The sequence below is a fragment of the Pseudomonas sp. UBA2684 genome, assembly GCA_002354655.1.
Classification (GTDB): domain Bacteria; phylum Pseudomonadota; class Gammaproteobacteria; order Pseudomonadales; family Pseudomonadaceae; genus Aquipseudomonas.
In genome coordinates, this window is the sequence record DELY01000003.1 from 146,490 (window position 1) to 160,607 (window position 14,118).

The following is a 14,118-nucleotide window of genomic DNA, read 5'->3' on the forward strand; positions in this document are numbered from 1 at the left end:
TGTTCTGACCAGTGCCGATCGTGCGCTGGACAATCGCAGCATGTGGTATGCCCTGCGGGAGCATTGCGCGGTCGATCTTCACTTTCTCGACAAGCAGCAGCAGCGCAACCTGCGCCGGATCTTGGCTACGTTTGATCTGGCTGTTTACGATCGCATCGTGCTGGACTTGATGTTCAAGCACATTCACAAGCAGAGCCGGGTGTTGCGCACGCTTCCCGGCCTGATCGTGTATGAAGAAGATGCTTACCTCGACATCATGCCGGGATCGCGTTGGCTGGGCGCGTTTCTCAAGCTGTATCGGCGTGTGCCGGGACTCAAGGTGATCAGCACGGGGCATAGGGTCACGCGGCATTTGTGCGACTCAGGGATCAACGCATCTTTCATTCCCAAAGGCTTTGATCAGGCCCGTTTGAACGATCGCCAATACCCGGCGCGCGACATCGAGTTGGGCTTCATTGGGCGCCTTGGCAGTGAAGCCTATTCGGCTCGTCGACTTATGCTGGAGTCTTTGGCGCAACGCGAGTCATTGCAAATCATGCGTACCAGCTCTGCCGAGGAGTACGTGGACACACTCAACCGTATCCGCTGTTTCGTCAGTGCGGATGTTGGGCTGGGCGAGTATATGGCCAAGAACTTCGAAGCTATGGCATGTGGCTGCCTGCTAATTGCCAAGCGCCAGGGACTGGGCGAGGAAGATGCCCTCGGCTTTGTCGAGGGCGGTAATGTGTTGCTCTATGACGACCTGGACTCGTTGTGCGCTCAGGTTGCCTGGATCAGAGAGCATCCAGAGCAGGCGACAGAAATCGCTCGTCAAGGCCGCGAACATGTACTGGCGCGCAATACCTACGCCTACCTGGCTGCACAGGTTGCCAAGGTGATTGCCGAGCCGTTCCTTCCCTCACCTTCTTTATCGTGGTGGCGCTGGTGGTAAATAGCCGTTCCTCTTCTTATCCGCTGGTCAGCGTAATTATTGCGTCGTATAACCACGGCCCTTATATCGAGGCGTCTATCCGTAGCGTGATGGCGCAAACCTATGCCCATATAGAGCTGCTGGTTATCGACGACGGTTCAACTGACGATAGCGTGGCGACCATCACGCGGTTGCAGAAAGAGTTGGGGTTCGACTTTCGTGTTCAGGCCAATCAAGGGTTGTCGATAACCCTGAACGAGGCCATTGCACGCTGTCAGGGCGCACTGATCGCACCTTTCGGCTCCGACGACGTCATGTTGCCCGCGCGTTTGAGCTTGCAGGTCGACTACATGCACGATAAGCCGGAAGTCGGTATTTGCGCGGGTTCGGTCCAGGAAATCGATGCCCAGGGGCAGCCCTTGGGGCGGGATAAGCCACCGTATTGGCGGCGTCTGGATTTTGAGGATGTCTTCCTCAATCGCAAACCGGGGTCGCCTGCGCCTACCCTGCTTTTTCGGCGCGAAGCCCTGGAAAGCGTCGGCGGTTTCGATCCCGAGGTGCGCCTCGAGGACTTGATGATCGAGCTGAAGATCACCCGTGCTGGTTATTTCATCGATGTGCTGGGTGAGGTGCTGGCGCTTTACCGTGTGCATGGCAGCAACACTTATAAGAACTACCCCTTCATGGTCGACAACGTATTGCGAACCTTTGCGCGCTTTAGTGACCACCCGGCGTATGAGCAGGTGTGTGCGAACTACCGCAACTCGATGTTTTTGAAGTGTGCCCGGCAGGATAAGGCGCTTGCCCGTCGATTGCTGAGCGAGCTGCCCATGAAAGCATGGGACCGCAAGACGCTCAGGGGGTTGTGGCGTTTGCTCCTGCCTGCTCAGGCACGTGAGCGTGCATAAGCAAGGAAGGCCGTTATATCGTCGCTGCAGAGCTTGTCAACGACGCGCCGGATTTCCGCTTCGGGCCATTCCCACCATGCCGTCTTGAGCAGCTCATCGCGTATCTCTTCGTCGAAGCGCCAGCGTATGCGTTGTGCAGGATTGCCGACCATGACCGCGTAGGGTTCGACATCCCGGCTAATGACCGCGCCACTGCCGATTACGGCACCATGGCCAATGGTTACTCCGGAGAGAATGGTGGTGTTTGCGCAGAGCCACACATCGCTGCCGATCACCACGTCGCCGCGGCTTCCGCCGAATTCTTCGATGTGAGCGGCTTCCGCCAGATAGGCGGGGAATGGGTAAGTGCTGACCCAGTCGACCCGGTGCTGGCCGCCCAGGAATATCTGCACGTTATCGGCGATCGAGCAGTAACTGCCGATAATCAACGTGCTGTCTTCTTGCCAGTCGTGCACAACGGGCATGCCGTAGGTGCCGATACCGATCTGGTAGGTCGGATAGCGCTCACGGAAACGTGCCTGAGGCCTTAGAAAACGTGGCAGTTCGGGAGCGCCGCGCCAGCTTTTCCAGCTCTTGCGCAGGTGCTGCTCAAGCGTTTTCAGCAGGCGCATGTGGTTTCTCCGTTCGTACGCTGCGCGATACCCAGACGGCCGCCAGCAGGGCAAGAGGAATCCAGATCAGGAACCAGTGCTCTTTGGGACGAGAGAGGAAATCACGCCCCTCCGTTAGGCCGGCGGCGAGGCCAAACACTACCAGCGCCGAGGCCATCAAGACGAGCGTATCGTGCCTGTTGCGCCATGCGTAGAGCAGGGCAACGGCATACAGTATCAACCAGAGAATCAACCCGACAATGCCGCCAGAGAGCAGTACTGCCAACTCAATATTGTGCGGATCGTTGAAGGCCAACCGGGACGGCTCGAGCTTGATCAGTAGTTGATGGTCGAAACCATAACCGAGCCACGGTTTTTCCAGGGCCAGTTCTACAGCCCCAAGCCAGATGTCTGGGCGGTAGGAAAGGCCTCTGTCGGTCAAGGCCTGCGGGTAAAACAGTAAAAGCCCCAGCGCAACACACAGCCCTGCGCCCGCTGCAATCAGGCTACGCCGGTTGAAGTGCGCTACCCCCAGCCATATCAAGGTGACCGTGAGTGCGAGTAGCGGGGTTCGGGAGCCCGTGCTAATGATCACGATGCTCAGGAGGGCCAGAGACACAAGTGGTAAAGGTGAAAGCGGGTGCCGTTTAGTGAGCCAGGTTGCCAGCCAGAACGCGGTGAAAAAACCATACAAATGCGCACTCAGCAGCGGGTTGTAGAGCGCGCCATAGCCGCTGAAGCGGCCTGGGCTAGGCAGTCCGGCGCGGCTATAGATCAGATAAGAGAGTGATAGCACGCCGCTCAGCGTGGCAATGACTGCTGCAAGTAGGAGGGTTTTGGGCAAAATTTGCGGGTGCTTGATCGCTAGCAGGCCTGCGCCGAGGAACAGCATGAGCACATAAATGGGGCGCTTGAGCATCGAGAGCATACTGCTGTCTGTGTCCGACCAGAGCAGTGTCAATGAGGTATACGCGCCGAAAATTATGAAGCCGATGATCAGCGGGTTGCGCAGTAGCTGCTTCAGCAGGGTCGGTTGCAGCACAACGGCAAGTAGGGTGGGGGTTGCCATCAGTGCATAGTAGAACTTGTGGTAGAGCGAGCGATCCCACGCCCAGAAGAGCCCGGTGAGCAGTGTCAGCCAGCCTATCGGCAGCAGGTAGCGGATCAGCCAGTCCGAGATTCGCAGGTTTAATCCAGCAGGCGATGAGATGCTGGGGGATGGCGTATCGCTATTCATCAAATCGAGGCTCTATCTCTAAATCAACTGCCGAGTCAGTTCGCTGATATTCCAGTTGAGAGACGCATGGCGCAGGTAGCTCTCAAAAAAACGGCTGTTTTTATTCTCGAGCAGCCAGTCTTGATCACGGGGGTCGCGCAGTATATGGCGGAAGTTGCGCAGACGCTTTGTTTTACCCAGGGCGCTGCGCTGGGCTTGCAGATCGGCAATATCGATCAGGCCAAGCTCACCTTCTGGGGTCAAGACGATATTGCCAAGGTGCAACGAGCGGAAATAAATGCCGCTGGCGTGTAGCTGAGCGATGAATTTGCCCAGTTGCTGACGCAGTTGCTCCTTGGCATGCGTATCGGTGATCTGGCGCAGGGTCTGTCCCGGCAGCGGCAGGTAATGCACGGCGTCGCGCTGAATCGCCGAGATCCGATAGACGTCGAGTACCTGGGGGCATGGAATGCCGCGTTGCTGGAGGGCGGTGGCGTTGTCGGCGAAACGTTGCGCATACGGATAGAGCGCGGCTGATGAGAGCAAGCGCTTACGGCGAAAGAGCTTAAGGAAGTTGCCGTTGACCAGGCGCAGAACTTTTTCGCCATAGTGATCGGCCTCGAGCAATTCTGCCTTGTCGCGCAGGAGGAGAAATTGTTCGTGGGAAAGTGGAGTCATATAAGCCAGAAGCCGCACCGGGGCTGAGTCAATGAGGGAGGCAAGCTTACCTGAAGCGGAATGCGCGGTCGGCGCCTTTCTTCACCGCATGCCCCTGTGGGTGCAGACGATTAGCTGCGTTTTCTGCGCCACTGTGTTGCTGCGTCTGGGCAATGGCGGCGCTGTGGGTAGGACTGCGCGAGCACCGTGCTAGTATTCGTTTTCTTAATCTGGATTGTCCGCCCCTGATGAGTAAAGCCTCTGTCGCCCCAGGCCATTCGCCCTCCAGCCTAAAAATCTATCTTCGTTTGCTCGGTTACGTGAGGCCTTATATTGGCTTCTTTTCGCTCAGTATCTTGGGCTACGTCATCTTCGCATCGACCCAACCGATGCTAGCCGGCATCCTCAAGTATTTTGTCGACGGGCTGTCCAACCCTGGGGTGGTGCTGTTTCCAACGGTGCCTTACCTGCGCGACTTGCAGTTGCTGCAGGCGGTGCCGCTGCTGATTGTACTGATTGCGGTTTGGCAGGGGATCGGCTCTTTCCTGGGGAATTACTTCCTGGCCAAGGTCTCGTTGGGGCTGGTGCACGATTTGCGCATCGCGCTGTTCAACAGCCTGCTGGCGCTGCCTAATCGCTACTTCGACAGTCACAGCTCGGGGCACCTGATTTCGCGGATTACCTTCAACGTCACCATGGTCACCGGCGCGGCGACCGATGCGATCAAGGTGGTGATTCGCGAGGGGTTGACCGTTGTATTCCTGTTCGCCTACTTGCTGTGGATGAACTGGAAGCTGACCTTGGTGATGCTGGCCATCCTGCCGGTGATCGCCTTGATGGTCAGCAGCGCAAGCAAGAAATTCCGCAAACAAAGCAAGAAAATCCAGGTGGCCATGGGCGATGTCACGCATGTCGCCTCCGAAACCATTCAGGGTTACCGGGTCGTGCGCAGCTTCGGTGGCGAGGGCTATGAGTCCACGCGCTTCACGGCGGCGAGCCAGGACAACACCAATAAGCAGTTGCGCATGACCAAGACCGGGGCGGTTTACACGCCGATGCTACAACTGGTGATTTACAGCGCGATGGCGGTGTTGATGTTTCTTGTGCTGCTGCTGCGCGGCGATGCCACGGCGGGCGATCTGGTGGCCTATATCACTGCGGCGGGCCTGTTACCCAAGCCGATTCGCCAATTGTCCGAAGTCAGCTCGACGATCCAGAAGGGCGTGGCCGGTGCCGAAAGCATCTTCGAGCAACTCGACGAAACCCCGGAAGTCGATCATGGCAGCGTCGAGCGTGAGCGGGTCAGCGGCAACCTCGAGGTGCGCAATCTGAGCTTCCAGTACCCCGGCAGCGAAAAGCCGGTATTGAATGACATCAGCTTCAGCGCGAAGCCCGGGCAGATGATTGCCCTGGTTGGCCGCTCCGGCAGCGGAAAGTCCACGCTGGCGAATCTGATTCCACGGTTTTACCACCATGAAACCGGGCAGATCCTGCTCGATGGCGTGGATGTCGAGGACTACCAGCTGCGCAACCTGCGCCGGCATATCGCCCTGGTGACCCAGCAGGTCACGCTGTTCAACGACAGCGTGGCCAACAACATCGCTTACGGCGACCTGGCCGCTGCGCCGCGCGAAGCGATCGAGCAGGCGGTCGAGGCGGCCTATGCCAAAGAGTTCATCGACAAGTTGCCGCATGGCCTGGACACCGAGGTCGGCGAAAACGGCGTGCTGTTGTCGGGTGGTCAGCGCCAGCGTCTGGCGATTGCCCGGGCGTTGCTGAAAGATGCGCCGATTCTGGTGCTGGACGAGGCGACCTCGGCGCTCGATACCGAATCCGAACGGCACATCCAGGCGGCCTTGGATCGGGTGATGAAAGGCCGTACCACGCTGGTCATCGCCCACCGTCTGTCGACCATCGAAAAAGCCGACCTGATTCTGGTGATGGACCAGGGGCGAATCGTCGAGCGCGGCACGCATGCCGATTTGCTGGCACAGAATGGTTTTTATGCGCGCTTGCATGCGTTGGGATTGGATGAAGGCGCGCCGGTAGATATCGCCTGATAAACTACGCGCCCGCCACTTTAAGGCTTCGGAGTTCACATGAAGTTGTCCATGCCCCGTTTCGATCAAGCCCCCGTTCTGGTGGTGGGCGATGTCATGCTCGACCGTTATTGGCATGGCGGTACCTCGCGGATTTCCCCGGAAGCGCCGGTGCCGGTGGTCAAGGTCGAGCAGATCGAAGACCGTCCCGGCGGCGCCGCCAACGTGGCGTTGAACATTGCCGCCTTGGGCGCACCGGCGGTACTGGTCGGTGTGACCGGTGAAGATGAAGCGGCCGACAGCCTGAGCAATAGCCTGGAAGCCGTGGGGGTGAAAACCCACTTCCAGCGTATCGACGACCAGCCGACCATCGTCAAGCTACGGGTGATGAGCCGTCACCAGCAACTGCTGCGCATGGATTTCGAAGAACTGTTCAATACCGATGCAGCGGCACTGGCCGCGCAAGTCGAACAGTTGCTGGGCGGCGTCAAGGTGCTGGTGCTCTCCGATTACGGCAAGGGCGCGCTGAAAAACCATCAGGTGTTGATCCAGGCGGCGCGGGCCAAGGGCATTCCGGTGCTGGCCGACCCGAAGGGCAAGGATTTTTCCATCTACCGTGGCGCCAGCCTGATCACGCCGAACCTCCACGAATTCGAAAGCATTGTCGGCGGTTGTGTCGACGAGGCTGAATTGGTGAGCAAGGGCGCCAAGCTGATGCGTGAGCTGGACCTGGGCGCGTTATTGGTGACCCGCGGCGAGCACGGCATGACCCTGCTGCGCCCGGAACACGCACCGTTGCACCTGCCTGCCCGCGCCCGCGAAGTATTCGACGTCACCGGCGCCGGCGACACGGTGATCTCCACCCTGGCCGCCGCTCTGGCGGCTGGCGAAGCGTTGCCGCAGGCGGTGGCCTTGGCCAATCTGGCGGCCGGCATCGTGGTCGGCAAGCTGGGCACCGCAGTCATCAGCGCACCTGAGCTGCGCCGTGCGGTGCAGCGCGAGGAGGGCTCGGAGCGCGGTGTGCTGAGCCTGGATCAACTGCTGATCGCCATGGAAGACGCCCGCGCCCATGGCGAGAAAATCGTCTTTACCAACGGCTGTTTCGACATCCTCCACGCCGGTCACGTGACCTATCTGGAGCAGGCGCGGGCCCAAGGCGACCGGCTGGTTCTGGCGGTCAACGACGACGCGTCGGTCAGCCGTCTGAAAGGCCCTGGTCGGCCGATCAACTCGGTGGATCGACGCATGGCCGTGCTCGCTGGCCTCGGCGCGGTGGATTGGGTGGTGAGCTTCAGTGAAGACACCCCCGAGCGCCTGCTCAAGCAGGTGCAGCCGGATGTGCTGGTCAAGGGTGGCGATTACGCCATCGATCAGGTGGTCGGCGCCGACATCGTTAGTGCCTATGGCGGCGAAGTGCGCGTGCTCGGCTTGGTCGAAAACAGCTCAACCACCGCGATTGTCGAAAAAATCCGCAAGCAGTAAACCTCGTCACGCCGCCTGTTTCATGGTGTTGCCGGTTGTCCGCCGTTTTGCTGACGGTGGGCACGGCCCCGGCATGCCCAGCCTACAGCGGTGCTCAGCTCGCGCGTGCTCCCTGCGACTGGCTTAGCTGCCAGTCGCCCGCGTCGATGCGGTCATAGGCGCCTATTGCCTGCGCGCGCATCATTCTTGGCATCCTCACCCCGCGTGGAGCGAGATGCCATGACCTCCGATGTACAGGGCCGTGCCCTGGCTGTATTGAACCGAGTCGCGCAGGCCGATTGGCCGGATCGGCTGAAGCTGCGTAAATCCTTCGAAAAACTTATCTACCGAGGCAGCCGGGCGAGCTTTCGCCTGGCCGCACAGCGGGCCGATAAGCCTCCACGCCAGGTCGACCCGGATGCGCTGTTCGATCTGTCCCTGACCGACGAGCAGCAGATGCTGGTGGACATGCTGGAAAGCTTCGCCGGCGAAGTGCTGCGCCCGCTGGCCCATGATGCCGATACCCAGGCAGCACTGCCGGCGGCGTTGCTCAATCAGGCGCAGGAGCTGGGCCTGAGCCACTATGGCGTCGGCGAGGTGCACGGCGGCATGGCTGGCGAGCGCACCGTACTCAGTAACGCGCTGATTGCCAAGGCGTTGGCCAAGGGCGATTTATCGCTGGCGGCGGCGCTGCTGGTGCCGTTGTCGGCGGCCAACTGCATTCGTCGTTGGGGCTCGCCCGAGCAACAGGCGCACTGGCTGCCGCGCTTCGTTGGCGAAGACCGCGCGCCGGTGATGGCGATTGCGGTGAACGAGCCAACGCCGTTGTTCGATGCACAGCGCTTGGCCACGCGTGCCAAGCGCAGCGGTAAATATTACCGCTTGTCCGGCGAGAAGTGCCTGGTGTTGCGTGGGCTGGATGCCAGCCAGCTGATCGTCGCGGCGCAGGCCGAGGACGGTCCGGGACTGTTTGTCGTCGAGGCGGGCGCTAAAGGTCTGCAGCGTCGGCCCGAGCCGGCCATGGGCCTCAAGGCGACGAGTACTGCGCGGGTGCAGCTGAACGGCGTCAAGGTGCCGCTCGAGGCACGCCTGGCGGCCCAGCACTTCAGCTATCAAGGCTTCCTCGATCACGCTGCGCTGGCCTGGTGTGCCCTGGCGGTGGGGACCGCCCAGGCGGCGCTGGATTATGTGGTGCCCTACTGCAACGAACGCTTGGCATTCGGCGAACCGATCAGCCACCGCCAAGGGGTGGCCTTTATGGTCGCGGACATCGCCGTGGAGGTGGATGCCATGCGTTTGCTGGTCTGGCGTGCCTGCGCGCGCGCCGAACAGGGGTTGCCGTTCCAGCGCGAGGCCTACCTGGCGCGTCTGCTGTGCGCGGAGAAAGCCATGCAGATCGCTACCGATGCCGTGCAGTTACTCGGCGGCCATGGTTTCACCAAAGAACATCCGGCCGAGCGCTGGTACCGCGACCTGCGCGCCGTAGCCCTGATGGCTGGCGGCCTGCACCTGTAGAAGGCGCTGCACATGAACTTAGAAACCCCGAAGAAATTCCGTGGCCTGGTCAAGCAGGCCCACCAGGTGGCGGAAAACTATTTCCGGCCGATCTCGCGCAAATACGACAAGGCCGAGCATGCCTATCCCAAGGAGCTCGATCTGCTCGCGGCGTTGCTCGACGGCATGAACGCTGGCTCGCCGGATGCCATTGGCGCGACCTCGGCGAGCAAGCGTGGCGCCGCCAAGGAGCAGCAGGATGGGATCAAGAACGGCGGCAACCTGGCGGCGCTGCTCGGGGTGATGGAGCTGTGCTGGGGCGATGTCGGCCTGCTACTGGCCATGCCGCGCCAGGGCCTCGGTAATGCAGCGATTGCCGCGGTGGCCAATGACGAGCAGCTCAAACGCTTTGGCGGCACCTGGGCGGCCATGGCCATCACCGAGCCGGGTTGTGGCTCCGACTCGGCGGCGATCCGCACCACGGCGGTGAAGGACGGCGAGCATTACGTGCTCAACGGCGAGAAAATCTTCGTCACCTCTGGCGAGCGCGCCGATGCGGTGGTGGTCTGGGCCACCCTGGACAAGAACCTTGGCCGCGCAGCGATCAAGTCCTTCGTGGTCGAGCACGGCACGCCGGGTATGAGCGTCACGCGCCTGGAGAAGAAGCTCGGGATCAAGGCCTCGGATACCGCCTCGATCAGTTTCAGCGATTGCCGGGTGCCGGCGGCCAATCTGCTGGGCAACCCGGAAATCGATGTGCAGAAGGGCTTTGCCGGGGTCATGGAAACCTTCGACAACACCCGACCGCTGGTCGCCGGCATGGCGGTCGGGGTGGCCAAAGCCTCGCTGGACCGCACCCGTGAGCTGCTGAAAAAGGTCTGCACGCTGGATTACCGCAAGCCACTGCTTAGCGTCAGCCATGCCGAGGCGACCCTGTATCGCCTGGAAGCCGAGTGGGAGGCCGCGCGCCTGCTGACCCTGAAAGCTGCCTGGATGGCCGACAACAAGCTGCCCAACTCCAAGGAGGCCTCCATCGCCAAGGCCAAGGCCGGGCGGGTGGCCAACGAGGTGACGCTGAAATGCGTCGAGCTGGCCGGCGCCTTGGGTTATGGCGAGGATGAGCTGCTGGAGAAATGGGCGCGCGACTCGAAGATTCTCGACATCTTCGAAGGCACCCAGCAGATTCAACTGCTGATCGTCGCCCGTCGCCTACTCGGCAAGAGCTCCAGCGAACTGAAATAACGCGGTTCGTAGGTGGTGTGGCCAAGGCCACTTGGCGGGGCGGTGTAGGGCGGTTCTTCGTGGGAGCGGCTTCAGCCGCGCATATCTTCGCCGCACCGCCAACGCTTCGCGGCTAAAGCCGCTCCCACAGGTTCCGGGCGCTTGGGCGCTGTTCAACCTTGCTGGGCCGCTTTCAGCTTGGTGTGCACAGTCCCTTATTGCCTCGCTTTGGCGGGGCTTTTTTTCGGCCGGACGTCGAGGTTTTGCTGGTTCAGCCAGTCTTTCCAGCGGATGCGTTCGTCGCGCACCAGCCAGCCGTCCTGTGCGGCAAAACTTTCCGCCAGCCAAAGGCCGCGGGTACTGGCCGTGCTCAGCAGCCCCTTGCGCAGGGTGAGTAGCTCGGCGGTCGGGCGCCCCTGTTGCAGTGGGATCAGGTACAGGTCTGGCCGTTCGCGGTCGAGACGCGCCACCAGTTTGCCGTCTTCCAGGCGTTCGTCGACGTGAAACAGGCTGAGCTGCTTGATGTCCTTTGGCAGCTCCAGGGACATGTCATAGACCAGTTGCAGCGAGGCGGTCGGCAGGTGCACGTAGGCGCGCGGCCGCTCCAGCAAGGTCAGGTTGCCACACTGCACCGGGCGCGCGGCGCCGGACAGCGGGCTAAGGCGGAAATGCGTGGCTTCACGGTAGCGCAGCGGGCCTTGATAGGGCGTTGGCAGCCAGGTGTCGCCGAAGCGTCCGGCCAGCCAGCCTTCGGGGGTTTCCAGCAGGCATTCTTCGGCCACCTCCTGGATGGCGGTGAGCAGCGGCAGGTTCAGTTCGTGGGCGGGCACGTAGCCGGAAATCAGCTTGAGCACCACGTCGCCGCGGTCCAGCCGGCGTTGCCGCACCAGTATCCAGTAGTCGCGGCCCTGCCAGCTCAGGGTCAGGCGCACCGAGACGCCGAGGTTGGCCAGTTCCACGGCGAAACGCTGGGAGCTGCTGACGTCGACGGGTTTGCGGCGCTCGAGCATTTCGCTGAAGTTCAGCGGTCGGCCCAGGCTCTGGTAGCTCAGGCTGTCCGGGCCAGCTTCGACAAACAGCGGCAGGGTCTTGAAGGTACTGGGGTCTTTGCGGATCAGCGTGCGCGGCATGTCGGCTCCTTCTTGCGTTGGGGTCGGCCGCGATTGCGGCGTCAGCAGGCCTTTGAGCGGCGAGCCTGAGCTTCGCACATTGGGTTTCTCAGCAATGGCTCACGCAATATCCTGAATTACAGCCGCAGCGGTTGCCACGTTGTCGGCCAGGTGCTGCGCATTGATGGTGCCGATGATCGCGCTGCTCACCGCCGGGTGGGCGAAGATCAGCTCGAAGCTGGCGCGTACCGGGTCTTCCCCGGGTTGCAGGCAAGCATGGCCGCTGGCCAGGGCTTTCTTGATCAGAATGCCTTTGCCGTGCTGCTCAGCGTAGTCGAGCACCGGCAACTCGCTCTGTTCGTTGAGGTTGTAGGTGACCATCGCGCAGTCGCCGCGTTCGAGGGCCAGCAGGCCGCCTGCGATGGTCTTGCCGGAGAGACCGAAGCCGCGAATCTTGCCTTCGCGCTTGAGCTCGGCGAGGGTTTCGTAGATGCCGCTTTCGCGCAGGATCGCGACATCGTTGCCGTCGGAATGCACCAGCAGCAGGTCGATGAAATCGGTTTCCAGGCGCTGCAGGCTGCGTTCCACGGAGAGCCGCGTGTGCGCCGGGGAGAAGTCGAAGCGCGAGTGGCCGGCCTCGAACTCCTCGCCGACCTTGCTGACGATCACCCAGTGCTGGCGCTGGCCGCGCAGCAGCGGGCCGAGGCGGGTTTCGCTGTTGCCGTAGGCGGGTGCGGTGTCGATCAGGTTGATACCCAGGTCATGGGCCTGGGCGAGCAGGTCGCGGGCGGCGGCGTCGCCGGGGATGGTGAAGCCGTTGGGGTACTTGACGCCCTGGTCGCGGCCCAGCTTGACCGTACCGAGGCCCAGCGGCGAGACCAGCAGCTCGGTGGCGCCGAGCGGGCGATGCAGATTGTGCAGGCTGTGCAGGGCGTGCATCAGAACAGTTCCTCCCAGGCGGGGCGGGCCACGGCCGGACGTGGCAGGTCGGGCAGCGCGGCATGGGCGGCGGGCTGGATGCCGTCGCGGTCGAGCGCCGCCAGCACGCGGTCGGCGAAGTCCGGCGCTAATGCCAGTTTAGTCGGCCAGCCGACCAGCAGCCGCTGTTGTTCGGCGAGAAAGGCATTGTCCGGGCGTACCAGGCCGGATTGCGCCGGCTCGGCGCGCTCCACGCGCAGGGTGGCCCAGCGCGTGCTCGACTGGTCGATCCAGGGCAGCAGGTCGGCGACTTCCTTCTGCGCGGCTTTGATCTGCGCCGTTTCGTCGCGGGCCACGCCGTCGGCCTCGGCCAGGTCGCCGCCGAGGTACCAGACCCATTCGCCATCGGCCGCCGGGTGGGTGGTGACGGTGACGCGCGGTTTCGCTCCGCCACCCAGGCAGTGGGCATACAGCGGCTTCAGGGTCGGCCCCTTGGCCAGCACCATGTGCAGCGGGCGCAGTTGCTGGGCCGGCTGGTCGAAGCCGAGGGCGGCGAGCAGTTCGGCATTGCCGCGGCCGGCGCTCAGGACGATGCGCTGCGCGCGAATCTCGCGGCCATCGACCCGCAGGCCGACCAGTTCGCCCTGTTCCCGCAGTGGTTCGATGCGCTCGGCGGCCAGCAGGCCATCGCCAGCCAGCTCACTCAGGCGCGCGATCAGGCTCGGCACATCCAGCACCAGTTCGGCCAGGCGATAGACCTTGCCTTTGAATTGCGGGTGTTGCAGGGCTGGCGGCAGTTGCTCGCCCTTGACCTGGTCGACCCGGCCGCGCACCGCCTTGCTGGCAAAGAAACTGGTGATGTTGCCGGCCAGGCTGCCGGGCGACCACAGGTAATGGGCGTCGGAGAGCAGGCGCACGCCGGTCAGGTCGAGTTCGCCATTGCCGGCCAGGGCTTCGCGCCAGCGTCGCGGCATGTCGGCGATGGCTTCCGAGGCGCCGCTCAGGGCGCCGTGCAGGGCGTACTTGGCGCCGCCGTGGATGATGCCTTGCGACTTGACGCTCTGTCCGCCGCCGAGGCTGGCGTTTTCCACCAGCACGCTGGCGAAACCCTGGCGGCGCAGGCGCGCATTCAGCCAGAGGCCGGCGATACCGCCGCCGACGATCAGAACGTCAGTGCTCAGAGCTTGGGACATGCGCGCGCCTCGAAGGGAAAACGGGCGCGCAGTATAGCGCGAGCGGCTTGCACCGCTCGTCCGATCAGTGGCTGACGGTCTGCGAGAACAACTGGATCACCACCACGCCGGCGACGATCAGGCCCATGCCGAGCATGGCTGGCAGGTCCAGGCGCTGCTGATAGAGGAAGATCGCCGCGATGCTTACCAAGACGATGCCGAGGCCGGCCCACACCGCGTAGGCGATGCCGACCGGAATGGTTTTTACCACCAGGCTGAGCATCCAGAAGGAAATTCCGTAGCCGACCACCACTAGCAGCAAGGGCAGCGGTTTGTTGAAGCCGTCGAGCGCCTTCATCGAGGTGGTGGCGATCACTTCGGCGGTGATGGCGACTGCAAGGTAGAGATAGCCGGACATGATGA

Annotated in this window: 13 protein-coding genes; 6 read left to right on the top strand and 7 right to left on the bottom strand. The window is 62.2% G+C overall.

Annotated elements, in window-relative coordinates; translation table 11 throughout:
- Window positions 1–40 precede the first annotated feature (40 nt).
- Entirely contained in the window at window positions 41–931 is an 891-nt protein-coding gene (locus tag B3M58_RS01720) for a glycosyltransferase (protein WP_296216824.1), read from the top strand.
- Window positions 925–1,818: a glycosyltransferase gene (locus tag B3M58_RS01725; RefSeq protein WP_296216825.1), complete on the top strand. Its 894-nt coding sequence runs from the start codon at window positions 925–927 to the stop codon at window positions 1,816–1,818. Before B3M58_RS01720 ends, B3M58_RS01725 begins: the two co-directional genes overlap by 7 nt.
- On the opposite strand, the gene B3M58_RS01730 is transcribed toward B3M58_RS01725, so the two are convergent.
- The 3 genes from B3M58_RS01730 to B3M58_RS01740 are packed head-to-tail and all read right to left on the bottom strand — an operon-like array spanning window position 1,797 to window position 4,302.
- Window positions 1,797–2,429 (bottom strand): CatB-related O-acetyltransferase, encoded by a 633-nt coding sequence (locus B3M58_RS01730; RefSeq protein ID WP_296216826.1) that lies wholly within the window; start codon window positions 2,427–2,429, stop codon window positions 1,797–1,799. The genes B3M58_RS01725 and B3M58_RS01730 overlap by 22 nt on opposite strands.
- Window positions 2,407–3,645 (bottom strand): O-antigen ligase family protein, encoded by a 1,239-nt coding sequence (locus tag B3M58_RS01735; RefSeq protein ID WP_296216827.1) that lies wholly within the window; start codon window positions 3,643–3,645, stop codon window positions 2,407–2,409. The genes B3M58_RS01730 and B3M58_RS01735 overlap by 23 nt, the downstream gene beginning before the upstream one ends.
- Window positions 3,646–3,663: 18 nt before the next feature.
- Window positions 3,664–4,302, bottom strand: a complete 639-nt coding sequence (locus B3M58_RS01740) for a lipopolysaccharide kinase InaA family protein (protein ID WP_296216828.1) — start codon at window positions 4,300–4,302, stop codon at window positions 3,664–3,666.
- 227 nt (window positions 4,303–4,529) lie between these two features.
- Here B3M58_RS01740 and msbA point away from each other — a divergent pair, with 227 nt between their 5' ends.
- The 4 genes from msbA (at window position 4,530) to B3M58_RS01760 (ending at window position 10,517) form a co-directional block, all read left to right on the top strand.
- Window positions 4,530–6,341: a lipid A export permease/ATP-binding protein MsbA gene (gene msbA / locus B3M58_RS01745; protein WP_296216829.1), complete on the top strand. Its 1,812-nt coding sequence runs from the start codon at window positions 4,530–4,532 to the stop codon at window positions 6,339–6,341.
- 39 nt (window positions 6,342–6,380) lie between these two features.
- The gene (gene hldE, locus B3M58_RS01750) at window positions 6,381–7,802 is read left to right on the top strand and encodes a bifunctional D-glycero-beta-D-manno-heptose-7-phosphate kinase/D-glycero-beta-D-manno-heptose 1-phosphate adenylyltransferase HldE (protein WP_296216830.1); all 1,422 of its coding nucleotides are present in this window, start codon (window positions 6,381–6,383) and stop codon (window positions 7,800–7,802) included.
- Window positions 7,803–8,021: 219 nt separating this feature from the next.
- Complete coding sequence (locus B3M58_RS01755) at window positions 8,022–9,296, top strand: acyl-CoA dehydrogenase family protein (RefSeq protein ID WP_296216831.1); 1,275 nt, start codon at window positions 8,022–8,024, stop codon at window positions 9,294–9,296.
- Between the two features lie 12 nt (window positions 9,297–9,308).
- Window positions 9,309–10,517, top strand: a complete 1,209-nt coding sequence (locus B3M58_RS01760; protein ID WP_296216832.1) for an acyl-CoA dehydrogenase family protein — start codon at window positions 9,309–9,311, stop codon at window positions 10,515–10,517.
- Between the two features lie 194 nt (window positions 10,518–10,711).
- On the opposite strand, the gene B3M58_RS01765 is transcribed toward B3M58_RS01760, so the two are convergent.
- From B3M58_RS01765 to B3M58_RS01780, 4 genes are all read right to left on the bottom strand, one after another.
- Entirely contained in the window at window positions 10,712–11,626 is a 915-nt protein-coding gene (locus B3M58_RS01765) for a metal ABC transporter ATPase (RefSeq protein WP_296216833.1), read from the bottom strand.
- 99 nt (window positions 11,627–11,725) lie between these two features.
- Window positions 11,726–12,544, bottom strand: coding sequence for an aldo/keto reductase (locus tag B3M58_RS01770; RefSeq protein WP_296216834.1), 819 nt, complete (start codon window positions 12,542–12,544; stop codon window positions 11,726–11,728).
- Complete coding sequence (locus B3M58_RS01775) at window positions 12,544–13,716, bottom strand: NAD(P)/FAD-dependent oxidoreductase (protein WP_296216835.1); 1,173 nt, start codon at window positions 13,714–13,716, stop codon at window positions 12,544–12,546. The genes B3M58_RS01770 and B3M58_RS01775 overlap by 1 nt, the downstream gene beginning before the upstream one ends.
- Before the next feature lie 64 nt (window positions 13,717–13,780).
- The gene (locus B3M58_RS01780) at window positions 13,781–14,113 is read right to left on the bottom strand and encodes a DMT family transporter (protein ID WP_296216836.1); all 333 of its coding nucleotides are present in this window, start codon (window positions 14,111–14,113) and stop codon (window positions 13,781–13,783) included.
- Window positions 14,114–14,118 lie beyond the last annotated feature (5 nt).